The 26,840-nt window shown below is 63.1% G+C and carries 16 protein-coding genes and 1 pseudogene; all 17 read right to left on the bottom strand.

Going from position 1 to position 26,840, the window contains the following annotated elements:
- Positions 1 to 52: 52 nt before the first annotated feature.
- The gene (locus HPY44_11855; protein NSW56703.1) at positions 53 to 5,194 is read right to left on the bottom strand and encodes a hypothetical protein; all 5,142 of its coding nucleotides are present in this window, start codon (positions 5,192 to 5,194) and stop codon (positions 53 to 55) included.
- 57 nt (positions 5,195 to 5,251) lie between these two features.
- A complete protein-coding gene (locus HPY44_11860; GenBank protein NSW56704.1) occupies positions 5,252 to 8,251 on the bottom strand; it encodes a hypothetical protein in 3,000 nt (999 codons plus the stop codon).
- 93 nt (positions 8,252 to 8,344) lie between these two features.
- Entirely contained in the window at positions 8,345 to 10,069 is a 1,725-nt protein-coding gene (locus HPY44_11865) for a prepilin-type N-terminal cleavage/methylation domain-containing protein (GenBank protein NSW56705.1), read from the bottom strand.
- An 85-nt stretch (positions 10,070 to 10,154) separates the two neighbouring features.
- Positions 10,155 to 10,874 carry a type II secretion system protein gene (locus tag HPY44_11870; GenBank protein ID NSW56706.1) on the bottom strand — a complete coding sequence of 240 codons (720 nt, stop codon included), beginning with the start codon at positions 10,872 to 10,874 and terminating at the stop codon, positions 10,155 to 10,157.
- A 52-nt stretch (positions 10,875 to 10,926) separates the two neighbouring features.
- On the bottom strand, positions 10,927 to 12,612 hold the full coding sequence (locus tag HPY44_11875) for a prepilin-type N-terminal cleavage/methylation domain-containing protein (protein NSW56707.1): 1,686 nt from the start codon (positions 12,610 to 12,612) through the stop codon (positions 10,927 to 10,929).
- Positions 12,613 to 12,733: 121 nt separating this feature from the next.
- Positions 12,734 to 13,573 (bottom strand): prepilin-type N-terminal cleavage/methylation domain-containing protein, encoded by an 840-nt coding sequence (locus HPY44_11880; protein ID NSW56708.1) that lies wholly within the window; start codon positions 13,571 to 13,573, stop codon positions 12,734 to 12,736.
- Positions 13,487 to 13,678 (bottom strand): annotated as a pseudogene (locus tag HPY44_11885) (prepilin-type N-terminal cleavage/methylation domain-containing protein). The gene HPY44_11880 and the pseudogene HPY44_11885 overlap by 87 nt, the downstream one beginning before the upstream one ends.
- A gap of 104 nt (positions 13,679 to 13,782) precedes the next feature.
- Positions 13,783 to 14,673, bottom strand: coding sequence for a prepilin peptidase (locus tag HPY44_11890; GenBank protein NSW56709.1), 891 nt, complete (start codon positions 14,671 to 14,673; stop codon positions 13,783 to 13,785).
- A gap of 506 nt (positions 14,674 to 15,179) precedes the next feature.
- Entirely contained in the window at positions 15,180 to 16,412 is a 1,233-nt protein-coding gene (locus HPY44_11895; protein NSW56710.1) for a type II secretion system F family protein, read from the bottom strand.
- An 82-nt stretch (positions 16,413 to 16,494) separates the two neighbouring features.
- Positions 16,495 to 17,631 (bottom strand): type IV pilus twitching motility protein PilT, encoded by a 1,137-nt coding sequence (locus HPY44_11900; GenBank protein NSW56711.1) that lies wholly within the window; start codon positions 17,629 to 17,631, stop codon positions 16,495 to 16,497.
- Positions 17,632 to 17,811: 180 nt separating this feature from the next.
- Positions 17,812 to 19,617, bottom strand: coding sequence for a Flp pilus assembly complex ATPase component TadA (gene tadA / locus HPY44_11905; protein ID NSW56712.1), 1,806 nt, complete (start codon positions 19,615 to 19,617; stop codon positions 17,812 to 17,814).
- 398 nt (positions 19,618 to 20,015) lie between these two features.
- Entirely contained in the window at positions 20,016 to 20,909 is an 894-nt protein-coding gene (locus tag HPY44_11910) for a shikimate dehydrogenase (GenBank protein ID NSW56713.1), read from the bottom strand.
- Positions 20,906 to 21,439, bottom strand: coding sequence for a YqeG family HAD IIIA-type phosphatase (locus tag HPY44_11915; GenBank protein NSW56714.1), 534 nt, complete (start codon positions 21,437 to 21,439; stop codon positions 20,906 to 20,908). Before HPY44_11915 ends, HPY44_11910 begins: the two co-directional genes overlap by 4 nt.
- A 17-nt stretch (positions 21,440 to 21,456) precedes the next feature.
- The gene (gene mltG / locus HPY44_11920) at positions 21,457 to 22,491 is read right to left on the bottom strand and encodes an endolytic transglycosylase MltG (GenBank protein ID NSW56715.1); all 1,035 of its coding nucleotides are present in this window, start codon (positions 22,489 to 22,491) and stop codon (positions 21,457 to 21,459) included.
- Entirely contained in the window at positions 22,488 to 22,904 is a 417-nt protein-coding gene (ruvX, locus tag HPY44_11925) for a Holliday junction resolvase RuvX (protein NSW56716.1), read from the bottom strand. The genes mltG and ruvX overlap by 4 nt, the downstream gene beginning before the upstream one ends.
- Positions 22,905 to 22,934: 30 nt before the next feature.
- On the bottom strand, positions 22,935 to 25,586 hold the full coding sequence (alaS, locus tag HPY44_11930) for an alanine--tRNA ligase (GenBank protein NSW56717.1): 2,652 nt from the start codon (positions 25,584 to 25,586) through the stop codon (positions 22,935 to 22,937).
- Positions 25,549 to 26,820 (bottom strand): AI-2E family transporter, encoded by a 1,272-nt coding sequence (locus HPY44_11935; protein ID NSW56718.1) that lies wholly within the window; start codon positions 26,818 to 26,820, stop codon positions 25,549 to 25,551. Before HPY44_11935 ends, alaS begins: the two co-directional genes overlap by 38 nt.
- Positions 26,821 to 26,840: the final 20 nt, after the last annotated feature.

The raw sequence follows: 26,840 nt of genomic DNA on the forward strand, positions 1-26,840 counted from the left end.
CAGGCCGCGCGTGCGGCCCTTGTGTCACACCCCGCTCGGGTCTCTGCCGGATCTACAATCGTTCCGCGTACGAAACCATCATCAGCGGTTCCGGCCAGGCAGGTCTGCGCGGGTCCGGGATCAGGTACCGGCCAAAGGCGGCGCCCGTTGTGCGCTCTGCCCGAAGGACCTCGCTGCCGAATGCCCGTCCCCAACCACGCCAGTCCGTGTTCTGCGCGGTGAGATGATCGGGCAGCGTGGACAGGTTCGCGATCAGATAGTCGCCGTTCGCAAGCCTCTGTGCGGACGTCGGAAAGAAACTCTTCGCGAAGTTGGTTCCCGTGGGCAGAGGTATCGTTCCGACCCCCGAAGCCGTGTATGCGTTGCGGGTCCAACTCCACGTGAACGCGAAGGTCGGGCTGATCTGGAACTCGTACACACCCATTGGGGCCGTCGGCATGGCCTGGTAACGCGAGGCCACCACCCAGACGTAAGTCGCGCTCATTGGGTCGCCGAACAGACCGTTGCCCTCATTCACATACTGAACCTGGCGGATGTTACGGAACTCTTGCTGGTATATGGGAGTCCAGGGCGTCCAGACCCGGTTCAGTGTGGTGATTGCCGGAAGCCGCCCCAGATCGAACACTGACATGGCGTCGAAAGGCGGTTCGCCGATGTGGGCGCCCAGAACCTGCGCCCCTGGCGGGGGATTGACCCGCGCCGCGTAGAAGTTTCCGGCTCGGTCGAAACGCGGCGGCTCCACGATCAGCGGGAAATTCCAGTTCGCAGCACACGCCAGATAGCCCCACAGCTCCCCTGTGGCCGGGTCGAGAATCGGCTGCGCCTTCTGGTACTCCAGTTCGACAAACCGGACTGCCTGGTTATACGGAACAACCACGTTGCCGGTAGCGTCCACGGGCACGGATATTGGGGTGACCACGTAAGCGGACTCAACCGTGGGCGGCTCGCCCGGGTTGGCAGGCTTGCGCACGACCTCGATGATCCGCTTGTGCCCTGCGTCTGCGATGACGGTGTGCTCGTAGCGGAGACCGGCGTAATAGGTGTGGTAGCGCCAGGCGTCCGTGGGTCGATCCAGCAGCAGCTTCGCCGTGCCGCGACCCGCACCCGCGAACCACACCCGACAACCACGGTTATCCAGTTCCAGCACCTGGTTGGCGCCCGAATCCACCACGAGCCAGTTCCCATTTTCGAGGCGGGTCACCTTAGCGATGTGTGCGAAAGGCCAAACGTCCGTGCCGTCCGCCGCTCGGCTCCCGGTCAGCACCCGCACCGGCTGTGACCCGACGCACTCAAGAATGCGCGAACCCGAAGCGATCAGCGTGCGCTCAGTCGCCATTGACGCCAGGTACCCGGCGCCCACAGGAGAATCCGGCGCAGCCATGATCCGCGAGCCGACGAAAGCATTGTCGCCCGCGACACAGGGCGTTGCCGAGACCACCGGCACATTCCCGGCCACATCCTGGGCCGGAGCGACCATGCGCCCAGTCACGTTCCCGGTTACCGGGTCCCACGACGCAGCCAGCAACGTCTCAGCGGGGGTCAATCCGCCCGCCGGCGGCATGAAAGCGCCATCCCAGTGGGTGCCGTAGATGTATCTTCGCTGGGCCTGGGTTGTGGGGACCGGAATCGCGGTGCCGGTCACGCCCTCAGTGCCCAGCAGAAGCGTCCTGCCGGCCAACGCAGGGGCGCACCTCGAGATGCCGAAGCCCACGGGTACCTGGTGGCGCTCTGCAGGCATGCCCAGACCGGGGTTGGGGATCGGCACAAAGCCGTTTACGTCATCGTAGCCCGCCGGAATGCCCGGAGGAGGCACCCACCCCAGCGCGTGTGGCACAAAGCCTGTATAGCCCACAATCACCTCGGTGCCCGGATCGAGGAACCAGTCCTCGACATCCATCGTCCCGTTCCCGTTCACATCGGCGAAGGCCATGCGCATGTCCAGCCAGCCGTTGGGGAGGACTTCAACGTTGCCGGCGCCGTAGTCGTAACTCACCAGTGGCTCACCGGCGAACACCCCGCTCACCGGGACCCCGTCCAGGAAATTGGGCGAGTTGGTCGGCAGCCGGACCCCGAGGCTTGCGAAAACCGCAGGATACTGGTTCAGCTTGATAAACCCGGGCACATAGACGAAACTGTGCGCCGGGCCAAGACGGTGCAGTTCCCAGCCGCCACCCGCGGGGTAGGTGGAGTTGTCGGTGCCGTTCCACCGGGCAAGCACCACTTTCCCCGCCAGCGGATTCGGGAAGACGTCCACATTGGCGCCGGTGTCCTCAATCACGCCCGCGTCAGAGACATACTCAGGCTTGATGCGGACCACGCGCTGCTGGTAATCGATCTCGTACGCTGACGGCGGAATATCCGACGGTCCCGTGCCCAGATCTGCAAGCTCGAGAAGCTGCAGGCTCACGCTGGGCGCTGCCTTGCGTACTCCGATGGCGTCGTCAACGCCGGGCCCCAGATGCAACTCGAACCCGCTGTCGGTCTTCAGCCCCACCAGAGCGGCCCGTGCAGGTGGTGATACCGGACCGGGTCCCCCCAGGGGCGGGATCCACTGGGACACCGCGGCCGCAACCACCCCGTTGTCTTCAGTAGGTCCGGCCAGCGCGACAGTCAGGGAGTTGCGGACGCCCAGGTCCGTGGACGGGTCCGAGGCAGGCAGCACGGCCGACGGGCTCAGGCACCCGAGAACAGCCCCGTCCGCCAGGCGCACCACCGGGATGTCCGCGGGCCGCATCAGCGCGGCCTGCGGGATCACCGGCGGGTAGTTCTCGGGCTGCTCAATGGCTGCACCGGTGGGGGCGAACAGCTTGCCGTCCCGGGCCACTGCGGTCCCGGTTGTCACATCATTCCACCGGTGACGCCGCTGCCACAGGATTGGGCCGCGCATGAAGTGGCGCTCCCACTCTCCGCTGCTGTCCTGAAGCATGATCTCGCAGCCTTTGAGCAACTCGTACGGATTGTCGTCGATCATCGGCGTGAGGTACCAGTTCGCCAGCATCTGGCGAACACCGGTGTCACCCACATTCACGCTGTTCAGGTGTGCAATCGGCGCCGGGAAATCAGTGTCCCACGGCAGCGCGAGGGATACGCGGTCTTCAATGTCGCCTGCGCGTTTCGCGTGTTGCCAGGCTCCGGTCGCAGCCCGGACCAGCTTCACACCGTAGTATTCGCGGTTGATCGTGTAGCCGATGGTATTGGCATCGCCCCGTGTGGGTGTGGGCGCAAGAGCAAACTCGCTGCCCCCGGCATGGTTGTCCCACGACACCCAGCCCTCGGTAACAATCCCCGCTCCCGGAACCCAGGTGTTGCTGACAGGTGATCGCACGGTCATGATTGCATCCGCCAGAATGCCATCGGGCAGCATGACCGCCGAGGTGACAGTGGGCGCAGGGGTGGGATATGTCGGCAGTTCCGGGCCGCTGCCGGAACCCACCGCCACTATCCACAGAGGGTCATTGAAGCACGGTAGGGCACGTATCGGCTCTCCGAGGGTGCTGGCCGTTGTGCTGTCGCCGCGGTCCAGATCGGCGTCCGGGAATACCCATACCGCCCCGCTGGTGTTCACATTCCCGGTCAGATTGCCGCCAGTCTGCAGATCGATGCACCAGGCGCGCCCGAAAGTGCGGTCAACGCCATCCCCCGTTGCGTCTGGTAGGCTCGGATCGTACTCGGAGGCCGTGAAGTACACCCACCCGTTGTTGATCACCGGGGTGGAGACATCGCAGACTCTGGACGAGCCTCGGTAGGGGTCCACCTGAAACTGCCAGCGCAGTTCACCCGTGATGGCGCTGAAGCAGTAGACGAATCCGGGATCCCCGCCCCCTGGGTTTTCCCCGCTGGCTGAGAAGACGACCACCGGCTCGATCTCCTCTGCCTCTCGGTTCCCGTCCCCGTTGGCGTCCTGCCAGCGGTTACCAACAACCAGTCCCGACGACCGAGGCGTGGCGCCGGACGGCAGGACCTCAACTTCCCAGATCTTGTCATAGTTCGCGCCCTGCGAGTAATCAACCCAGCCGTCATCCGGTTCCCCGTCAGGGAGGGGGCTGACCGTCCAGCCCGCCGCCCTCGGCCCGCAAAGGTCCTGTTCGGGCTCGGCGTCCAGACAGACCAGCCTCGCGATGCCGTCTGACGCGGTGCTGGTCAGCACAAGCACGCGCCCGTTGATGTGAACCGGCGAAGCGATGACCGGGCCGAAGTTGATCGCCGCGCCCGTGGGATCCAGACGGTCCGGCGGCGGGTACTGCCACTTGCCGTCCACCGGAGCCTGTGCCACGGGGGCTCCCGGGCCGGCTCCAGCGGGTCCCACTGCCCTGTGGCCGAACATCCACGCAATCGCGTTGTAGGCAAACTTGAATGCTGGAAGCTGGTCCTGGCTGGGAGACAGGCTGGTGCCCCAGGACGCGATGATATTGCCGACATTCCCTGCGGTCACCAGGATCGCGCCGCTGCCATACGGTGCGATCATTGCACCGTGCCCCAGGGGCGCACCACCGGCGTCGAGAAGAGAGATAATCGGCCGGAAGCTCACGTCCGTCTCGTGAAGCCAGCCTCCGCCGTCGGTGAAAGGCCAGGTGACCCGGAAGTCCCCGGCGCCCAACCGGTTGACCTCCCAGTCCTCGAGCTTGAAGGGAACATTCAGCAGGTCTTCACCGACTGCGTACGCGATGCGGCGGGCCACCGCCGCCGCACTGGCTTCCACCTGGAAGGGAATCGGTTCGGGTTCGGCACCCCCGCCGCCCGTCGGTGTAACCCTCGGCGGCTGCAGGCGCGTCACGGGCCCGTCAATCCAGAGCAGTGCACCGTTCTCCACAGCCCGGATGAGTCGCGCATCATCGGTAGCGTCCACATCGGCATCAGGACAGTAGATGACGTCAATGCCCTCGACCGACTGAAGGCGAGACAGGTCCGCGGCCCAGTAGATGGGCATGTTCTTCGCGGCGATCCACCCGGGCGTGCCCGTGGGTGTGAGGTCCGCGGGCGCCAAGGGGTTCTCAAAGACCCAGCCATCGGGCCGAAGCGCCGCCCGGGACAGATTGTAGAAGATCAGCGAATTCCCGCCCAGAACGCAGGCCTTGATCACCCGCTGCGGGGGGGTGCTGTCAAAGCTGACGGTTCCCGCAAAGGCGGGGATGAACGCGCCGGGCAGGCACGCGATGAGTGTACAAAGGAGCAACGAGCGCCTGCTTGCTCGCATCACCATCTACCTCCACTGGTGTGAAGCGCAACGCCAAAGCTCGGTTCAGGCGAGCGACTACTGCCCTTCACCGTAGAAGATCAACTCTTCACTCACGGGGAGACAGGGAAGCACCGGCAAATTGCCCTGGACTGTGGCCGTGGCCAGCATCTGGGGCGAGCCGGCATCGGCGTAACGTGTGTCCGCGTTCAGGGTGGTCAGCCGCAGCGCCCTGGGGTCCCTCGTGTTCCGGATGCTCTCGTCGAACTCGTAGCGGATTGTGCTCCAACCCGCTCCGATAACCGGCCAGGCCCACTTGTCGGACCATTCGCGCACCATGTCCGGCCCGGCGTGGAAGGCCTCGGTAATGCACCCGCGCACGCAGATGTCATAGTTGTACCGCAGGAACGCCCGGGCCGCATTGCCGACGTGGCGCGTATCGAAGTACCGGCCGGGGATAACAAACCAGCAACCATTCTCGGCGAAAATCGCCGCATTCACCTTAGCATGGATCGCACCCGTAGGCTCCCCACCGGCGGTCTGCTCCACGACCTTCCAGTTCTTCAGACGGTACTCGGTCGATCCCGCGCCCAGCCCTGCATCGGACGGATCGACCGCGGAGAGCGCCACCGCCTTGAGCTGCCCGGGCGCAAGGGTGCCCAGGGTCCCGGTCACGTCCCAGGGCATTGTGGGGTTGGCGGCAGACCACGGTTGGCTCCAGTCGGGTGCCAGGGTCTCCTCCACGTTAGCCCCTGCATACAGGCCGGGCTGCAGGAAGTAGAACTTGGCCTGGTCCAAGACCCCGCCGAATACGAAGCTCGACCAGCTAACGGAATTGAACACCTTCATGTTGATGGCCGCCGGGCCCGGATCGCCCGCGGAATGGATCACGGCCACCCGAATGCGGTTCCCCGCAAGCATCGGCTCGCCCAAAGTCCAGCGCATGTAAGCCGCGCCTTGGACCTCCGGGGTCATCTCCCAGTGCTGTTCGTCGTAAGCCGGGTTGAAGGGGTCGTCCGGCACGACCGAAACCTCGCCCGACGTTAGCTGCGGGGCGATGCGCGTCGCATTGAGACACACACAGTCCCGGGCGATCAGCGCAATCTTGGTGTTGAACTCGTCCGGAATCGGTGCACCGGGGGCCGGCGGCACCCCGCTGCCCACGTCTCGCCCCAGCACATCCTGCGGGCTGAGAATCTGACCGTCGATGTAGATCGTCCCACCCGACAGCACGGTCAGATTGTAATCCCGCGGATTGTTGATATTCGCGTTCCGCGGCGGAAGAACCCCGTGGATACGCACATTGCCCTCCGCGAATATCAGCTGGTTCGGGTAGGACGGATAGTCCAGGTACACCGTATACTCGCCGGAATCGATGATCCGGTTGTTGGGCGCGTCGTAGTACCGCCAGGTGCGATCAGAGCGCGTCAACCGGATGCCCGGCTCCCCGGGCCTGTGGTACGGCCACCAGACCGTATTCTGGTTGGTTGGGGGAGAGTTGGTGGCGCTCAGAGCGCCGAACTCCAGGGCTGCGTTCTCGCTGGGATAGAGGGTAACCTCAACCCCCGGCGCCGTGTAGGTGGTGTAGGTCGGGTCCCAGCCGCTGTTTTCCGCCGAGTACCGATCCGCGAAAACCTGCATCCACTCGCCCATGAGCGCATCGTAGTCGCGGGTCCCGTACCTGTCCACGAACTGCAGGTCATCTTTATTGTCCACGTAGATCCCGCGGCCGAATCCGTAGTTCCCCAGATTCACCGTGTCACCGCTGGCGAGTGTCACAATGCGCCCCGAATCGCGGGTCAGCTTGCGATACGCCTCGGCACGCGACTGGTCGCCACCCACTGGGCCAAACACCGTCGGCGCCTTCAAGGCCTCGGTGTAGCGTGGGTTACCCGAACCGTCGGTGCTGTTGGATCCATCCAGGATCAACCCACCGTAGGTGGTGAAGGACAAGTGGTTGCTGGGCAGCACCTGGGCCGGCGTCGTGTAGGTCCCGTCGACGTTGCGCGCGCGAACCGCCGTGGTGTACTGGGCTTCGGGTTCGGTAATGCCGTCGGCAGCAAAGATGCGGTCGGAACGCAGGTAACCGCCGGTAATCCCCAGCGGGTTCACGCCGGGCACCTCGCTGGTCGCCGACGTGGGCTGCGGCGTGAGCGTCAGCCAGCTGCCGGAACCGTTCACGGTTCCATTGAGATTGCCACCCTCCAACTGCAGGGTCGAGTTGAAACGCATCGGTCCGAAGAAGTACTGACCAAGCCAGTCGTTCGGGTCCCAGCCGTCCCGGTCCATGTCGGCGCGGGGGTTGAACCCGAGCACTGCCGGCTGGCCCGTATTGCCCGCGTCAGTCACGTAGAGCAGGTAGTCGGTGAGTGGCAACGGCTTGTAGGCTACCAGGTAGCGGTATACCGGCGAAGTCTCGTACATCACGCCGATCGACTCGATCTTCAGCGCCGCACTCATCTCGTCGGGCACACGGTACGGATCGCTATCGGGCAACTCGTAGGGCGGGTCGGGGTCGTAAGTGACACGAACAAGGATGTGGCCCTGGCCCCCAAGCGTCGCGGCTTCCGTGGGCAGGCTGAGACCGGCCGGCGTGGTGTTTACGTCGGGAATACGGGTGAAACCGAACCGGACGTACTCCCCGGTGGTTGCGTCAACCAGGCCGTGCCAGTTGTGTGCGCGCTCGAAGTCGCTGTAATAGTCGTCCTCGGTATCCGCGGTGGCGTCCAGCCCGTATGTTCCGTAGTCGGTACCTGCGGTGTCCATTACCGGCGGCACAGGCCAGGTGTTCGGGTCTGTGGCGACATAAGACGCCGGGACCAAAGGCCGGAAAGGCGGTCGCCAGTCAGCGCCCACGGGGCTCTCGCTCAGATTCTGGTTGCACCAGCTGATGCCTGCTTCCGCCAGGCCCTGGGCGAGGTTGACATCCGCGCCACGGGAGGACTGCTGCTGGTTGTAGGTGACGATAGCGACGAACAGGATGCCCGTCAGCAGAATGACCATCATCAGCAGAACGGCGATGACGAGAATCTGACCTCGTCGTGGCGTCCTGCGTATTCTCCCGTTGCTTCGGTACATTAACTCTCGCCTCCGCCTTGTTGGGGGCCTGGCCCCGCCTGGCGACCGTCAATCGCGCTTCTGTCAATACTCGGTCCAGACCGCCGCGCGCTCCTACTGTCCAAAGTTGCGTATCGAGACCTGCTCGCGCATGCTGACCTCATTGGGATGGTCGCCCTCTGGAAGCACCATGCGGCCAGTCCCGTCGTCCTCCAGGTCCACATAGCGCTCCAATGTCAACGAGACGTTCTGGATGGATCGAACCGAGTAATCGACCTTGACCATATCATTCACGAAGGGCCAGTTGCCTGCAGCATCCAGCTGTGGATCATAGGTATAGTTGCGCCGGTAGTAATACGACACCTGAAGCTGGAAGGAACTCAGCGCGGGCGGCGTATTGCCGAAAAGCGCCCGGGACTCCGGCGATGGCGGGTCGAACCGCGAGAAACGCAGGAGCGCCGTGGTCCCCTCCGGCGTGCCGTCATTGTTGTAGTCGCGCCGCGTGAGTTGCACGTTGAACTCGTCGCCCCGAAGCGTGGCCTGATCGAAATTCTGCGTAGGCTTCAGGTCGAACTGCCGCCGTACTCCCGCAGTGTCCACCGCGACCACTTTGACCTTTACGGTGTTCGGCTGGATCAAGGCCGGGACGTTGATGTCCACGCTCGGGTCAATGCGGTACGACGTGGGGGCTGCTGCCCGGTCCACCGGTGCCGTCGCCAGGCTGCCGGGATATACCGCTGTGAAGTCGCTCGGCATGCTCACCGTATACCACCCGGTGGCGTTTCGCGCGGTGGAGAAGCTGATGACTTTGTAGTAAACGATATTGCCGGATGCCGGGGGCCACTCCTGGCGGGCCTGCTGGCCACAGGTCACCACTCCTCCGTCAGCCGACCAGCGAACCTGAACCGGGCGGGGCTGGGTCGTGTGGCTGTCCAAACGCGGGACGGAATAGGTATCCGTGGCGGCGTCCCAGGCGTACAGCATCACACGCGGGTCCAGTTCGGACTGGGCCAGCGCGGCGTTGGCCAGGAACGCACCTCCAAGCGATACGCCGTCCCAGGCGCCGAACCGCGCACGGTAGACGACGCCGTTGTCAGTCTTCAGAGTCTCGCCCGACACCCTGTGGGGTTCGAAGCGTACACCGTTGAACAGGTATACCGCCGGGCGGCCGCCTGTGTTCTCGACATACCCCGCCACGTACTCGGGATACTGGCCCGCGCCATCCACTCCGTCGGTGAAGAGGGTCGTGGTCGGGACGAACGTCGAGCCCCGCTTGGGTGTCAGCGCGTTCTCAATCACCGGCTGACCCGGGACCCAGACGCCCGAAGAGTTGAAGCTGCCCAGGGGAGAGGGCTCGTTGGGGTTCCACACGAACTCCTGGCGGTACAGTGCGAACGGATTGAACTCGTCGTAAGGCTGTCCGGGGGTCACAAGATGGACGGCGTAGCGAATGACCTTCTGATAGCCGTTTTGACCGGTTGCCGGCCTGGGCGGGTAGTAGATCTTGCCCAGGCTGTCTCGCGCCGGTGGGTTGAAGAGGATCTGCGAGTAGTTGATGACGCGAATGTCGTCGTAGGTGCCGAGGGTGTTATCGGCGCCTGAGAACGAGTATCCGGGCGCCGGGTGAACATACACTGCTTCCCCCAGTTCTCGCCGGATCTGTTCCATGGCGTACCGGCAGGCATCCTGCATGCCCACGTTGGCCCGCCCACTGGAAACCCATTCGAGCCCCGCAATCATGGGGGCGAAAAGCAGGGCGAACAGGATCACCATGATGGCCAACGCGACCATCACTTCGATCAGGGTGAAACCTGCACACCTTCCGCCGGCGATTCTCACCACACTACCACCTTCTTCGAGACTAGCGTACACCGCTCCAACTCACCGCTCACTCGCCGTCCTCGGCCCCTTCTCCAATTGCCCATCACGGCACCGGGTCGTCCGATGGCTTGATGCGCCACGCTTCCGCCACATCCACACCATCCTGAAGAAGTGCGGCGTCCATCCGGTGCACCGAACCGTCCCAGAAGAGCACCTGGTACTGGCCCTCGCCGCCCTTTGTGATGGTCTTCGCGTGGTAGTTGCACCACGTCACAACCGTCGTATCATCAGGATGCCACTCTCGCGAAAACTCCGGGACCAAGCTTGTGCTCGGGCTCGGCGGCAAGGGCGCAAGCTGGCGCCGAACGTCCGGGTCCGCTGAGTCCCTGCGCAGGCCGCGGCTGGTCAGGTACTTGGACTGGTTATCTACCCCGTATTCCGTTGAGCCATCGCACATGGCATCGTCGTCGAGGTTCATGTAGCTGAACGAAAAGAGCGGATCGCCTGCCGGATGCTTCGAATCTGCCGGACAGTGCAGGGAACTCTCCCCCGCCAGATACCCCGTCTCGAACAGCGCCTGTAGCCCCGGTCCCAGGTAAGCGCCCGTGCCTGCGGGGTCCGGGTAGTACGGCGGCACGCATCCCTCATCCAGGACGTACATCTTCAGGGCCTGGCTGATTCGTTGCAGGCGCGTGGTGCACCGCAGGCCTTTATTGCTATTGGCCAGGTTGCGGGCGACGGGCACGGTGATGGCCACGAGCGCCGCGGCGATGCCCATGACGACCATCAGTTCAATGAGTGTGAAGGCTCGATTGCGTCGCATCCGCCTCATCCCAGTCTCCCTTCGGGCGCAACTTCCAGCACGCCCCGGACGGCTAAATCCCAGTGTCCGGGAACATGATATTCGCCACGTCGAACCTGTTGACGCGTCCGTCCTCAGTGCGCCACCAGCCCACGATCCGCGCCGACGCACCCGTGACCTCATAGACACCCGTCACGTTTGAGTGATTGAGCACGAACCCGAACCCCAGACCAGGGTCCCCGAGGTCGGCGATCACATGAACCTCGTTTGATACCGGAGTCGGACGGCCATCACCGGCATCATACGTGTAGTCCACCTCCACCGCCTGGTCCTCGAGGTACGCCGGGAAGTCACACAGATAGTAGTAGGTCTCGCCGGTGGCCACCTGAGTGCCGATGCGGAACCTGCGGTGCTCCCAGTTAGGCAGGTAGGCGTTCGCTGGATGGCTCAGCGACTCGACTTCGACGAACTCGGTCGGTGCCTTCTGCACCTGGATGGTGTGTTCATTCGCCGTCCGGTAATAGATGCGAATGGGATTCCCAGCGCGACTGGTGCCCGATGCTCCGGTCACCACCGAGCTGTTCATCCAGAGCTTGCCCCGGTTGAAGTCTACTTCGGTGATGGCGCCTGTCCCGTCACTGTTGTCGTCCCAGAGCCACGTGGCTCCGTCCGTAAGATCCACCACAAGAACCCAGATATCGGCGATGTCAGTGCCATCCAGGGCATTGGTGATCAACGGATACTCGTCACTCAGGCCGTCGAAATTCAGGTCCAGCTGGTAAGGTGGCGCGGAGGGCAGCCGCTTGTCCTCGAACATGATCTTTGCCCGGCGCGAGGTGCCCTCAGCCTGGAGGTCTTCCCGGCGCACCCGGTAGTCTATCCGCAGCTTCGTGCCGGCTGCTGTTGCCGGGAAGAACATGCTCTGCCCTGCCGTTGCATCCACCCAGCAGACCCGCCCCGAGATGCTTGCCGGCGGACCAAAGGTGCAGGCCCACGGATATCGGGCGTAGGCCCTCACACTGCCCGGGACCACTCGCCCGCCACGGCTGGCCACGGCCTGCACGTAACTGCCCGAGTTCGGAACAAACTCCCCATTGGCGCGCCGAACGATTCCGCCCGGCTGCACCCAATCGTAATAGACGATAGCGCCGTTGCTTCCACCGCCGGGTCCATTGAACAGGAACTGGCCATCTGTCCGCAGGTAGAATTCGCCATCACGAGGAGTCGTGCTTGCCCCGGGGTCTCGATACGCTTCCTTCATCTCGCGGTAGGAATAGACCACCGGCACCATACTGGGGTCCACGAGCCCGAGCTTCGGAACGTAGCATGGGTACCCGCCCGGTGTTGTCGGTGCGGGAACGGTCACACGCTCTCCGTACACCTCAATGAAGTCATCCCGACTGTTCAGAGGGTTGGTTCCTGTAAGGTTACTGTCCGGGTCATTCGGGCTGCTGCCGGGCTCAACGGCGTCAACCTGAGTGTAGTGCGGAGCCGTGGCGTCGGGCAGCTCAAGCTCGCCGCTACGATAACCTTCGGCAAGACGCTGTGTCGCCCGACTCATGCTGGTGCGCGTTTCTTCATCGCTGATGCTGCGCGAGAGTTTCGGGAAAAGCGCCGCGATGGCGTATACGCCGACCAGGAGCACAACCATTGCGGCAAGCAGCTCAACCAGGGTCAAACCCCGGCGAGAGCCCAAGCCTGTGCGGACGTGTCCCGCTTGCTGGTGCCGCATCCGTCGCCCTGTGCTCATTGCTTGCATTGTGCTCCTCCACTGCTTCCCGGATTGCTCCCCCCACGCCCGGCACGCCCACAAAAAAGGGGCTGCAGACGATGCTTCGTCGCCGTGCGGGCAACCCCCAGCATCGCTGCGCCCCTCCGCGTTACTCTTGTATCTTCCAGGCCGATGCCCCGCCTGACACCACGTTGGTCATCGGTGCGTAGTCCACCGTTTCCGCCTCGCCGCCGAGCCTCACGATGACGTCGCGCCATTTACCGGGTTCCGGATTGGCGTCGGTCTCGTCCCGGCCGTACCATTTGTGGTGCGCGCGACAGCGGCAGATGATGGTGTTATCAGGGGCCCGCGGGTTGGCAAGGCGCGGGAAATGCCGCCACTTCTTCCCTTCAGACGCCAGCCAGGCCGGCACTGCGCCGCCCTGTGGCACGAGCATGTTCCAGCCCGGCGGCGTGAGTGTCGAGTCCCACCATGACTCATCCCAGCCGTTGTTGCTGAAACCGCCGTAGTTATACGTGATCAAGCACAGGACCGACCCGTTGCCTACCCCGCCGGCAGCCGCCTCAAACCGCCAGTAGTCTGCCTGGGTGGAGTCGGTGAAAGAGCTGTCCGCGATCCCGTGGATCAGCCCGTTGTAAGTACTGTAGTTCTTGGGCTGATTGCTGACGCCACGCAGGTTCGAGGCGTCATTGGGGCAGACGAGGTTCGCGTTTGAGCTCAGGTAGTCCGGGTACAGAGCGCTCACCCCGCCCATGTACATCCACGCGGCATCATCGAAGTAGGGTCTGAACGGATAGCGGTGATAGTCGGTCTTGTACGCCCGGATCGCTGTGGCGATCTGCATGAGGTTCGCTGAACAACGTCCCTGGCGGGCCTTCTCCTGGACGCTGCTGATAACGGGCATCAGGATGGCCACCAGGATCGCGATGATCGCGATGACAACCAGCATTTCGATCAGGGTGAATCCGGCTTTCTTCCGACTGTTCATTTTGAGGGCAGGCCCCCTTAGGCTTTGGGCCGAGCGCATGGCGGTTTGAACCGTGGGTGAGCACACATTGCGCGCAGCCACTGACTGATTACCCGCAACCGTCATTCACTAAACCTTCCACGACAATTGTGCGTATCTTGAGAAAACCACATAGACCCCAGCGTTGTGGCATGATGCGCGATGGTTCGTCGGGCCAATAGCCCTTGGTATCAACCACCGTAGCGGCTCACTACCCATAGTCCCACTTCGGGGAAGAGCAAAAGAACAATCCCACCCACTGCCAGCATTGGACCAAAGGGAATGTATTCCCCACGACGCCGAAATCCAAACATCATCAACAACACCGCTACGACTGCACCAACGACCACAGAAACCACGAACCATGCGGCGAAAAGCCAGCCCGGACCGAACAGCGCCCCCATGGCTCCAGCGAGCTTCACGTCGCCGTAACCCAGTACCGGCCTGCCGTAGAAACGCTCGAAGACCCAGCTCACGAACAGGAACACCCCGCCACCCAGGCAAATGCCGACCAGCGAGGACGGCAGGAAAGCGGTCTTGTTCGCACCCGCGATCTCCTGGGTATACACCAGGGCGTGAGTGACCGGCCATCCCTGCCCCGGTTGGCCGGGTTGCAAGCCCCCTGCACCGTGCCACAACAGATTGTAGGCGTTCAGCCCAACACCGATGAGCATGATCGCGATTACAAGCTCATCCGGAATGATCATATGGTCGAGATCAATGAAGAAAATCACCAGGAGACAGCAGCAGACGATGAAGACGAGCAGCCCATAGACTGAGCCGCCAAAGGCCCAGGCGCTTCCCACCATCAGCAGACCGGTGAGCAGTTCCACAAGGGCATATCGGGGGCTGTACGAGTGGCCGCAGTGCCGGCAGCGTCCGCGCAGGAGAACGTAGCTGATTATCGGGAACAGGTCGATGATGCCCAGGCGGGCACCGCAGCTCATGCAGTGGGAGGGCGGCGCTACGATGGACTCTTGCCGCGGCCAGCGGTAGATGACCACATTCAGGAAGCTGCCGATGACAGCGCCCGTCACGAACAGCAACGCCCACACGATCGGGTTGTCAGGCAGATAGACCATGGCGCGCTCACATGAGCCCACCGGGGGCCGGGGATGGTGGAACGGCCGCGCGGTCACGCGGCCGGGCGCATAGATGATAGCCGCCGCCACACTCAGAGGTCAAGCGGCGCTCTGTGAACAAGTTGAGCAAGTAACATACATGGGTTACAGCGGGCAGGGAGGTTGGTGGCGCCCCCGGCTGGACAGGTAGGGGATGTCGTCGCCGTCTATCCCACAGCCCCCGGTATTCCGGCCCAACCACGTGAACCGCAGTGCATCTACCACGGCCAGTCTCTGTACCAGGCCAGCGCCTGAATGCCCAGCACGCAGAGACCGAAAACAAGGATGGTATACGCGATCTTCGCCGTGTACTGGCCTTCACCGAACATGCAGATGATTCCTCCGATGGGTACCCGAGGTATCCGCGCCAATGCCGCAGGCAGCAATCGGCATGCCAGGTGGATAGAGCAAATGGGCCGAACTGCTCTGCGCAGTCCGGCCCACGATTCGCTGCTCGACCCGAGCGTCTACTGAGACAACTCGGAGATGATACCAATCAGGGGGAGAAACATGGCGACAACGATGAAGCCGACGACCACACCCAGGAACACAATGAGCACCGGTTCGAGCGCCGCTGTCAGGGATTCCAGGGCCGCGTCCACTTCACTCTCATAGAAGTCAGCGACCTTCTCCAGCATCTGGTCAAGCTGACCGGTTTCCTCGCCAATGGTGATCATCTGGACGACCATCGGCGGGAACATGCGGGAGTTCGCCAGCGGGTCGGCGATGGTGTCACCCTCGCGGATGCTCGTCCGAGACAGAAGGATCGCGTCGGCAATGACATCATTATCAACTGTACCGGCAACCGTTTCCATTGCCTGCAGGATTGGAACCCCGGAAGCCAGAAGCGTCGAGAGGGTGCGAGCGAAACGGGCGACGGCGATTTTGTGGTTTAGAGAGCCGAAAACCGGCAGACGCAACATCAGCGTATCATAGTAGCGTTTCCCGGTCTTCGTGGCGCGCAGACGGTTGATCGCCATCACCAGGGCGACTACGATGGCGACCATGATGTACCACTTGCTGGTCATGAAGTTGCTAACGCGCATCAGGATCAGCGTGGGCATGGGGAACTGGTCTTCAGTCATGCCAAGCTCGAGAAACAGAGCCATGAACTTGGGCAGGATGAAGGTGACCAGAAAGGTCACGATGCCCACCGCGACGATCATGACCAGAATCGGGTAGGTCATGGACGACTTGACCTTCCGGCGCAGTTCAAGGTCTTTCTCAAGGAAGCCTGCGAGGCGGTCAAGGGTTTCGTCGAGCACACCGCCGACCTCCCCGGCGCGCACAAGACCCACTGCCAGGTTCGAGAAGACCCGAGGGAATCGCGCCATGGAGCGCGAGAGCGTGGCGCCGCCCTCAACCTCCGCTTCGATCTCCCGGATAATCTCCTTGAGGCGCGCGCTGTCCGTCTGCTGCTCAAGAACGTCCAGACAGCGGACCAGCGACACACCTGCATTGATCATGGTGGCGAACTGTCGGCAGAAGATGGACAAATGCCGAAGGTTCACCTTGCCGCCGAAGATGCGGCGCTTGGTCTTGCTCCTCACAACGGTAGCGGCCTTCTGCTCCTGGACCGAGCTGACCATGAGACCGCGCTGGCGAAGCTGATCCACCAGCGCCTCCTTGGTCTTCGCGTCCATAGATCCCCTGTGCTCCTCCCCGGTCTTGTCCCTGGCCACGTATTCGAATGTTGGCAAGGGCCCTCACATCCTCTCTGGCTGGCCGCGGTAAGCTCCACAAAACAGACGGCGCGGAGCTTGTCTTTGCAGAACGTCCCGCTCAGACTTCCGTTCCATGAATCAGCTTTTCCAACTCGTCCGGGTTGTGCGACCGGCGCATCGCCATCTCGTAGGTGATGAGGCTTTGCTTATACAGGTCGCAGAGCGCCTGGTCCATGGACTGCATTCCGTGCTCGCGACCAGTCTGAATGATGGAATGCATCTGGTGGGCCTTGTTTTCGCGGATGAGGTTGCGGATGGCCGAGGTCGCCACCATGACCTCGATCGCGGCGACACGGCCTTTCTCACCAGCGCGAGGCAGCAACTGCTGTGACAAGATCGCGACCAGGTTATTCGAAAGCTGGACCCGGATCTGCTCCTGCTCATTGGCAGGGAACACGTCGATCATGCGGTCTACGGACTCCGCCGCATTATTCGTGTGCAAGGTGGCCATCACGAGGTGACCCGTTTCCGCACAGGTAATGGCCAGCTGAATTGTGGCCAGGTCGCGCATCTCACCCACGAGGATGACGTCGGGGTCTTCCCGCAGAGACGCGCGCAGGGCCGCGTTGAAGGACAATGTGTCCTGTCCAAGCTCGCGCTGGTTGATGATCGACTTGCGGTGCCGGTGCAGATACTCGATGGGATCCTCAACAGTGAGAATATGCTCGGCACGCTCCATGTTGATCTGATGGATGATGGACGCCAGCGTGGTGGACTTGCCCGAACCGGTGGGCCCGGTGACCAGCAGAAGACCGCGAGGTCGGCGCGCGAGATCCTCGACGACCGGCGGCAGACCAAGCTGCCTGATGGTGGGGATTTCCTGAGGAATGAGACGCAGGGCAGCGGCGACATTGCCGCGGTCCCGGTACACATTCACGCGGAAACGGGCGACCTGGCGCATCTGGTACGAACAGTCTAGTTCAAGATCGGTCTCAAAGCGCTGAATCTGGTCGTCCGTGAGAACATCGTAGATCATTCGCTGAACGACGGGCGGCGTGAATTTCTCGTAGCGCATCGGACGCAGTTCGCCGTCAACGCGGATCATGGGCGGCAGACCGACGCTCAGGTGCAGGTCCGAAGCGTTATTCTCAACAACAATCTCGAGAAGTTCATCGATGTGCACGTCATCAAGGGGGCGGGCCTGGGGCTTCTGGGCGGCTGCTCTTTGTTGTTGCGCGGCAACGGCGCGAGCCATGCCAGGGCGCGGGGCACCGCCCGATGCACCATTCGTGCCCGAGGGCGGAGATCCGGCTCCGGGGGGGCCTTGTTGTACCATTGAGTTCCTCCTGATTGTGTGCGGACGCGGCCTATCGGCCACACAGTTGCATCGTCAAATGCCCGACCATGCAGCCAAGCCCCGAAGAGCCTTGCTCCCCTATCCGCTGTAACTGCCCGCGGTGAAGACGATGCGGGTTAGCTCTTCCACAGTGGTAACACCCTTCAGTACCTTGCGGAAACCGTCCTTTTGCAGAGTAACCATTCCGGCCGCGAGCGCCGCTTCCTTGATCTGACCGGCGGAAGCGCGCTTCACAATAAGCTCAGCGATTTCCTGGTTCATGGTCATCAGTTCGTACACGCCGATACGGCCACGGTATCCCGTCTGGCGGCAGTTCTCACAGCCGCGGCCATGGTAGAAGACAACGTCCCGGTTCTCCGGTGCATCTGGGTCGAAGCCGAAGCCCATGAGCATGTCGCGCGGCGGGTCGTAGGGCTCGCGGCAATTCTCGCAGATCTTCCGGGCCAGACGCTGGGACATGGATGCGATAACCGAGGAGGAGATGAGGAAGGGCTCAACGCCCATGTCAACCAGACGCGTAATCGTGGACGGCGCGTCGTTCGTGTGCAGCGTGCTGAGAACAAGGTGGCCGGTAAGAGCGGCCTGGATAGCGATTTCTGATGTCTCGAGGTCGCGGATCTCCCCGACCAGGATGACGTCCGGGTCCTGGCGCAGGAAGTACTTCAGCGCGACCGCGAAAGTCAGACCAGCTTTGCGGTTCACGTCCACCTGCGCGATACCGTCCAGCTGGTATTCAACCGGCTCCTCGATGGTGATAATGTTGATCTCCACCGAGTTGATGCGGTTCAGAATGGAGTATTGCGTGGTGGTCTTCCCCGAACCCGTGGGGCCCGTGGACAGGATCATTCCGTTTGGCTGGTGGATAAGCTTCTCGAGTTCCGCGAGCATCGCCGGGTCAAAGCCAAGAGACTCCAAACCGATCTGAACGGAACTCTTGTCAAGGATCCGCATGACGAACTTCTCGCCCAGCGTAGTCGGGATGACCGAGGAGCGCAGGTCGAACTCCTTCTCGCTGTGCCGCACGTGGATGCGGCCGTCCTGGGGGACGCGGCGCTCAGCGATATTCATGTCAGACATGATCTTGAAGCGGGAAATCAACGGGGCATGAACGTACTTCGGAACTTGCATGACCTCGTGCAGCACGCCGTCGATGCGGTAGCGGATGCGTACACGGTCGCGGTACGGTTCGATGTGGATGTCGCTGGAGCGCTCCTCAATGGCGCGCTGCAGAACCACCTTGGCGATCTTGATGATCGGAGCCTCGTCGGCCATGTCGCCGATGCGATCGGTGGTGACCCGGTTTTCCTCGCGCTCATACCCGTCCTGGGCGCCGAGTGAGCCTTCCTTCCTGACCTGGTCGGCGAGGGCCTGCATGTCGAATCCGCCGAAGGTGCCGGTTCTGGCTGGAGCGGCGCCCTGCTGGGCTGGGGCACCACCCGCAGCGGGCTGCTCGAAGGCCTTCGTAATGGCCCGCTTGATGGCGTCCGGGTCCGCCAGGAGCGGCTCGATGTTCTGCTGCAGGTGCATCTTCAGGTCGTCCGCGGCCATAACGTCGCCGGGTTCCGCCATGGCGACCCGAATACAACCGTCGCCGCGGGCGATCGGGATCGCCTGGTGCCGCATTGCGACATCTTGGGGCACCAGCGTGGCCACCTTGGGGTCCGCCGCCTGGGCGGTCAGGTCCACGTACGAGACACCCATCTGCTCGGCGAGTGTCTCGAAAAACGCTGTGCGCTGAACGTAGCCCAGATCCACCAGGATCTCGCCCAGCATCTGCGTGGTTTGCTGCTGGGTCTTCAACGCCTCATTGAGCTGATCCTCATTGATGAGACCTTTCTCAATGAGCATCTGGCCGATACGCTTGCGGCCACCGGGCCTGCGCATGACGGTTACACCTCGCGTTTGGTGTGGCCAAACTTCAGCGGCAACCCAAAGTGCGACTGCTTCTGGCAGCCAGTGCAGGGATTATAGGTTACCGACTTCGGGCAAGTCAACAAAGGGTCCGGCGGGCCGGCGCGTACCCCCAAAGCAGGTGGATGCGGTCGCGCCGGGGCCTCGTCTCCCCTGTCGGCTCTGCACGCGGACGAAAAGACAAGCCGCCGTTACCTTGCAGCCCGCGACACAGGCCGCAGTCCCGAAACACCGACACCCGCTTCGCGGGCTGTGATGCAAGATGCCTAGCAACGAGATTTAGACACGCGCGGACCAACGATCAGATGACACGCAGACGCCTGAAAACTGAAAAGTCCCGCCGCAGGGTCCAGAGCACGCGGCGAAGCCTTTCATCCTGCGGCACGACCCTCGCGGCTCTCCAGAGCTTTCAGCAGAGCATCCCGCATGACCTGCACGGGAGCGGCCTGTCTTGTCCACAATTCCAGCGCAATTGCGCCCTGGTATACCAACATTCCGGATCCGTCCAGGGTCCGTGCATTTCTGCGCCGCGCGGCTTTCAAGAGCGTGGTATCCCGCGGCGTATACACCAAATCGCACACCGTCTGGCCTTCTTGTATCCACTCTTCCGGGATGGCGGGCGGCTCATCAACATTCGGATGCATCCCGCAGGGGGTGCAGTCAATCACGATGTTGGCTTGCCGCACCGCATCTTCCGCAGCCGGACTGTCCAGGGCAAGCGCCTCCGCCGGAGCGGCAGTGGTCTCGCGCACGAGCCGCGCAACGTCCTCTGCTTTCGAAGCCGTCCGATTGATGACCTTCAAGTCTCCCACTTCGTCTCGCGCAACCGCCAAGGCCACCGCACGCGCCGAACCACCGGCGCCGATGATCGCGACCCGCTTCCCGCCTACATCCTCACCGATTTCCCGCAGGGAGCGCAGAAAGCCCTCGCCGTCCGTATTGTGGCCGATCAGTATTCCGTCCTGATTGCGCACGGTGTTCACGGCGCCCAACGCCTGCGCGGTCTCGCCCAGTTCATCCACAAGCTGCGCCACTGCGGACTTGTGCGGCACGGTGACATTGAGACCCACGAGATTGAGGGCGCGGATGCTCTCGATGGCGCACTCGAGCCTGGTCGGAGAGACCGCGAAGGGCACGTACACCCAGTTCAGGCCCAGCGCGTCGATGGCCGCATTCTGCATGGCTGGAGACAGGCTGTGCTTTACCGGCCAGCCGATGACTCCCACCACCCGGGTCTCGCCGTCGAGGTCAGTAAGGGTTCTCACGCGCACCTCCAACCATCGGGGAGAATGCCCAGCTTGCGGAAATGGGCAATCAGCAACCGTTCCACGAACCGCGCGGGCTTGGTGCCGATGAAATCCTTCTCACACAGTGGCCGTACCCAGATGGTATACAGGCCCATCCGGTTGCCGCCCCAGATGTCCGTCATGATCTGGTCGCCGATCATCGCCGTCTCATTGGGCTGCGCCCCCAGCAGTTTGAGGGCCGCCCGGATACCGCCCTTGAAGGGCTTGCGCCCCAGACCCCAGCGTCCCACCGAGGGAATGCCCAGGGCTGTCGCGATCCGGTTCAGACGCTTGGGGCGGATACTGTTGGATACGATGCAGAGACTGAACCGCTCCTGCGCGCGCCTGATCCAGTCCGCTGTGCTCTCGCTGATATCCTCGCACTTCCACCGGCAGAGGGTGTTGTCCAGGTCGAGCAGTATTGACCGGATGCCCCGCTCCTGGAGCGCGTCCAGGTCCACGCCGCACAGGCTCTCGCAGATGAGATCAGGAGTCAGGCTCTGGAGCACCGCGTGCCTCCACTGGGTTACCTCGACCGGATCTGGTTGATCGCGCGCTGGTGTTCCGCGAAGGTCCGCGAGAATACATGGGTGCCATCGTTACGCGACACAAAATACAGGGCATCGGTCTCGCCGGGCTTGAGCGCTGCGAGAAGTGACGCCTCCCCCGGACTGCAGATAGGCCCCGGCGGCAAGCCCCGATGTATGTAGGTATTGTAGGGCGAGGCCACCTTCAGGTCCTCATATAGCAGCCGAGTCTTGTGCTTGCCAAGGGCATACTGTACCGTAGCGCAGGACTCAAGCTTCATGCCGATGTCGATGCGGTTCAGGAAGACCCGGGCCACCAGCGGCCGCTCCTTGTCCGCGGCGGCTTCCCGCTCCACAATGGATGCCAACGTCACGATCTCATGCAGGCTCCGGCCACTTCTCTCGATGGCATCCTGATTCCTGCTCAGAAATCGGTCACGGAAGGCAGTGAGCATCTCATCGACGACCTCGGATGCACTCGCTCCGGCCGGGAACTCGTACGTGGCCGGGAAGAGATACCCTTCCGCCGTGGGCGTGGGGACTGTTACGCCCAGGCGCTTTTCAACGGCCTGAGCGGTGGCTGCCTTCCTGATCTCCGCGGCCCTCGGCAGATGGGGCCCACCGCCGAGCGCCCCCGCCTTCTCAATCCTCTCCGCGATCTGTGTTAGCGACAGGCCCTCCGGGATACTCACCCGGATGCGCCACGTCTCCTGGTTCACGATCTGCTGCGCGATCTGCTCCGCATCCTGGCTGCGCTGCAGCCGATAGACACCCGGCTTGAGTTTCGTGCCCCAGTCCTTGCGCTTGAGCATCGCCTGGAAGGCTTTCGCACTCCGGATCAGCTCAGCCTTTTCGAGATCCCGAGCGATCTGCCCCGCTGTCTGGCCCGACTTGACCACGAAAACCACCGAGGCGGCCCCGGGGGAAGCATCGGGAGCCTCCAGAAGCCTCTCCTGGACGCGGGGCAACACAACGGTCATGTAGACCGCGACAATGACGACGGCGATCACGGCCAGCAGAACGATTACTCTCATGATTTGCGGGAATCCAGGAAACTCTGAAGAATGAGGGCGGCGGCGACCTGGTCGATCTTCTCCCGCCGACTTTCACGCGACAGGTTCGCTTCGAGCAGGACGCGTTCGGCGATAGCGGTAGTCAGGCGTTCGTCCCAGACCTCGATGGGCAGGCGAGTGTGCTGTTGCAGGAGCGCGATGAACTCCCGCATATGCTGGGCCGCAATCTCCTCGGTGCCGCGCAGGCTGATGGGAATGCCCACTACGATGAGTTCCGCGCCCTGTAAGTCCGCGATCGTCGCCAGGTCGCGGGCATCCTGGTCGGGGTCATCAGACCGGGTGAACACCCGCAGTGGGCTGGCAAGCACGCCGGACGGGTCGCTGGTGGCGATCCCGACCCGGCGCGTGCCGATATCAAAGGCGATGGTTTTCATGGTGAGGGCCAAGTGCTGCAGGCGCGGGTCTCATCCCAACTGCGCCGCGAGGACCTCCGCGGCTTTCGCCAGCGCCGCGTCAAGCTTGTCCGCGTCCTTGCCGCCGGCCTTCGCGAAGTTCGGGCGGCCGCCTCCTCCACCACCGCACACCTGGGCCACCTCGCGGATCAGGTTGCCGGCGTGTCCTCCCTTGTCGATGACACCCTTGTCCACCTTGCAGATAAGGTTGACCTTACCATCATCCACGGAGCCCAGCACCGCAACACCGTTGGTCAGGCGGTCGGTGATCTTGTCCGCGAGGGCCGCCAGAGCGTCGTGATCGGCCCCCGGAATCGCGGCGGTTACAAGCTGCGCCTCGCCAACCGCTTGCGCAGAAGCGATGATGTCATCCAGGTTGGTCGCCGCAGACATCTCTCGCGCGGCCTTCACTTCGTGCTGCAGTTCGCTGATGCGTTTGCGCAGGCCATCGATGCGCTCCACGACCTCGTGGGGCTGGCAGCTGAGCGCCGCGGCAGCCGCAGTAAGATCAGCTTCGACCTGGCGGAAACGCTTGAGCGCTCCGCGGCCAGTCACCGCCTCGATGCGACGTACCCCCGCAGCCACGCCGCTTTCATGGACGATCCGCATGAGACCGATTTCCCCGGTGCTGCAGCAGTGAGTGCCGCCGCACAGCTCCATGCTCACTCCGGCGACGCTCACCGTGCGCACGGTGTCCTCATACTTCTCGCCGAACAGCGCAATCGCACCGGCCTGTCGGGCCTCGTCAAGCCCCATCTCGCAGGACGCGATTTCGAAGTTATCCATGATCCAGCCATTCACCAGGTCCTCGACACGATCCAGTTGCTCGGGCGAGACCGCCTCGTGGTGGGAAAAGTCGAATCGCAGGCGGTCGGGCGAGACCAGGGACCCGGACTGCGCCACGTGGTCGCCCAGCACTTCCCGCAGGGCTGCCTGGAGCAGGTGCGTTGCGGAATGGTTGCGCCGGATGTCGGCTCGACGGGCAGCATCCACGCTGGCCGCGACCGCGTCACCCACTGCGAACCTGCCGCGGACCACCGTTCCCACGTGCATGATTGCGTCGCCCAGGGGCACAGTGTCCCGGACCTCAAACCTCGCTCCGTCCGCCTCGATCACGCCGGTGTCGCCCACCTGGCCACCGCGTTCCGCATAGAAAGGAGTGCGGTCCAGCACGATTCCCGCCTCAGCGCCCGTTTCCACACTCTCCACGACCTGCCCGTCGGCGATCACGAGGGTCACTGTGCCGTGGTCCTCGGATCGCTCGTAACCGGTGAACTCCGAAGTCCCCGCGGCGCTGGAGATGCTCAGGTCAACCGCAAGCTCGAGCCCTTTGGCCTTGCCTCGGGCCCGCTCGCGCTGCGCCTCGAGAGCCTGCTGGAATCCCTCCTCGTCCACCGTCAATCCGCGCTCGCCGGCCAACTCCCGGGTGACCTCCACCGGGAACCCGTAGGTGTCCGACAATCGAAACGCCAGGTCGCCCGGGATGCAGGTCTCATTGCGTCGGCGCAGGTCCTCGGCGATCTCCTCGAACAGCGCAAGGCCGTGTTCGAGGGTGGCGTCGAACCGCTCTTCCTCACCCTGAAGCACCTTGACCGCATAGTCCTGACGCTGGGCGAGTTCCGGATACACCTGCCCCATCGCCTGCGTCACTGCGGGCAGCGCGCGGTACAGGAATGGCTTCTGAGCCCCGAGTTTGCGGCCGAAACGGTATGCGCGACGGATGAGGCGGCGGATGACATACCCCGCGCCCTCATTGGACGGGGTCACATTGTCCGCGATGACAAAAGCAACACCGCGGAGGTGGTCGGCGATGACCCGCAGGGCAAGATCAAGCTCGGCATCCTGACCGTAGACGTAAGGTTTGTTGCGGTCCTCGTTGATAATGCTCTGGGCGGTGGTGAGCACGTGCCACAGCTCGTCGGTCTCCATGGACCACTCTTTGCCCTGGGAGACTAGACCCAGGCGCTCCAGTCCCATGCCCGTGTCGATACCCGGCGCGGGCAGTGGTGTGAGCACACCATCCTCGGACTCGGTGTACTGCTGGAACACGAGGTTCCACAGTTCCAGCCAGCGATTGCAGTTGCAGCCGAACTCACACCCGTTCGGGCAGCCGGCCGAGGGGCCAAGATCCACGTGGATCTCGGTGCACGGGCCGCAGGGACCCTCCCAGCGCACCTTCGGCCACCAGTTATCGTTGCGGTCCCAGCGCTGAATGCGGTCGGCGGGGACACCAATGTGCTTGTGCCAGAGCTCCTCGGCCTCATCATCGGTCTCGAAAACCGTGATCCAGAGAGCTTCCCGTGGAAGCCCCATGACCCCGGTGACGAATTCCCAGCCCCATTCGATGGCTTCCTTCTTGAAGTAGTCGCCGAATGAGAAGTTGCCCAGCATCTCGAAGAAGGTGTGGTAGCGGTTGTACCGGCCCACATCATCGATATCCCCGGTGCGCAGGCACTTCTGACAACTCGCTACCCGCGGAGCGGGAGGACGGTCCTCGCCGCGAAACGCGCCGATGTAGGGCTGCATGCCGGCGCTGGTGAACAGGCTCGTGGGGTCGTCATGCAGGACCAGGGGAGCGCTGGGGCGGGTTATGTGTCCTCGCTCACCGAAGAACCCCAGGAAGGTTTCACGAAGTTCTTGGATCGTCAGGTTCCTGATTGCCATCGTCTGAGACATCCTTCTGCTCGGTTGGTGCGTGCGGCCCGTCAGATTCGTCTTCGGGCCCAATGCCAATAGCGTTCTCCACCCGACGAGTGAGATCCTGAACACCCGCCGAGAGCATCTTCCCCGCGGCTGATATATCTAGCAGGAGCGGCGCCACACGTCCCGGCCGGACTTGCACTTCCTTGAGCGGTAGCCACCGCGCAAGGATGATCTTGATACTGGCCACCGCAGGAGCCGCGATGATCATCCCCGCGACGCCCATCACCTGGTATCCCGCCAGCATCGCGAAGATCACTGCAAGCGGGTGAAGACCCACCTGGCGTCCGATGATGCGCGGCATGATGAGCTGATCGCAGATCTGGTTGTTCACGGTCATAAGAACGGCCGCAATGATCGCCGCGTGCAGCGGGTCATGGGTCGCCGATACGTAACTCAGAACCGCCGCCAGCACAGTGCTCGCGGCGGCGCCGATCCAGGGGATGATGTAGGTAATCCCGGTCACGAGCCCCACGACCAACGAGTACTCGGTACCGTAGAACATGCGCAGGCCGACCATGAACACCGTGGCGACACAGCCGGCTACGAGGATCATGCTGGCCTGCCCGCGAAGGTACTGTCCCAACATGAGACCGACCTTGCGGCTTATGTCCTCAACATCATCACTGGCCGCCTGTGGGAGCATATCCCGGATCGCCGCTCGGAATGGGTCGATGACCATCATGAAGTGAACCGTGATGATGGCCAGCAGGATCAGCGTCCCGGTAAAGGACACGGAACGTACCAGGCGGTCGGTCACCATTCTAAGGAAGGCCGGCAGACGGGCCTCCAGCCACGCCTGTCCTTCCTCAACCTTCGCGTCCAGGTACGGTGCCGCGTCGTATTCCGGGAAAAGCTCCTGCGCGTATGCCCGAACGGCGCTCTCCAGGTTGGCGTAGGCCTGATCGATCGCTTCGCTGTAGCCGCTCCAGTGCTGTGCGAGGCTCTGGGCCTGGGCCACGAGGGCAGGGATGATCCAACTCAGGGCCAAAGCCACCAGCACCACGGCGCAGCCAGCCACGAGGGCAACTGCCTTTGCGCGCGACCACCCCCGGGCCTCGAGCTTGTCCAGGAGCGGGTCGAGGACAAACGCGATCAGCAGTCCGGCGGCAAAGAGCCACAGGGTCTGGGATATGCGGTTCACAAACCAGACGGCAGCAGCAGCCATCAGGACGCCGGCACACACTGCGCTCGCCATCTGCAGCCACCGACGCCAGC

It is taken from the genome of Armatimonadota bacterium (assembly GCA_013314775.1).
GTDB lineage: Bacteria > Armatimonadota > Zipacnadia > Zipacnadales > JABUFB01 > JABUFB01.

What these genes read in the sequence shown, in the direction of transcription:
- HPY44_11880 (NSW56708.1), bottom strand. Translation starts at nt 13,573, where the DNA reads ATGAACAGTCGGAAGAAAGCCGGATTCACCCTGATCGAAATGCTGGTT.
- HPY44_11855 (NSW56703.1), bottom strand. Translation starts at nt 5,194, where the DNA reads ATGCGAGCAAGCAGGCGCTCGTTGCTCCTTTGTACACTCATCGCGTGC.
- HPY44_11860 (NSW56704.1), bottom strand. Translation starts at nt 8,251, where the DNA reads ATGTACCGAAGCAACGGGAGAATACGCAGGACGCCACGACGAGGTCAG.
- HPY44_11890 (NSW56709.1), bottom strand. Translation starts at nt 14,673, where the DNA reads ATGGTCTATCTGCCTGACAACCCGATCGTGTGGGCGTTGCTGTTCGTG.
- alaS (NSW56717.1), bottom strand. Translation starts at nt 25,586, where the DNA reads ATGGCAATCAGGAACCTGACGATCCAAGAACTTCGTGAAACCTTCCTG.
- ruvX (NSW56716.1), bottom strand. Translation starts at nt 22,904, where the DNA reads ATGAAAACCATCGCCTTTGATATCGGCACGCGCCGGGTCGGGATCGCC.
- HPY44_11900 (NSW56711.1), bottom strand. Translation starts at nt 17,631, where the DNA reads ATGGCTCGCGCCGTTGCCGCGCAACAACAAAGAGCAGCCGCCCAGAAG.
- tadA (NSW56712.1), bottom strand. Translation starts at nt 19,617, where the DNA reads ATGCGCAGGCCCGGTGGCCGCAAGCGTATCGGCCAGATGCTCATTGAG.
- HPY44_11875 (NSW56707.1), bottom strand. Translation starts at nt 12,612, where the DNA reads ATGCAAGCAATGAGCACAGGGCGACGGATGCGGCACCAGCAAGCGGGA.
- HPY44_11935 (NSW56718.1), bottom strand. Translation starts at nt 26,820, where the DNA reads ATGGCGAGCGCAGTGTGTGCCGGCGTCCTGATGGCTGCTGCTGCCGTC.
- mltG (NSW56715.1), bottom strand. Translation starts at nt 22,491, where the DNA reads ATGAGAGTAATCGTTCTGCTGGCCGTGATCGCCGTCGTCATTGTCGCG.
- HPY44_11870 (NSW56706.1), bottom strand. Translation starts at nt 10,874, where the DNA reads ATGCGACGCAATCGAGCCTTCACACTCATTGAACTGATGGTCGTCATG.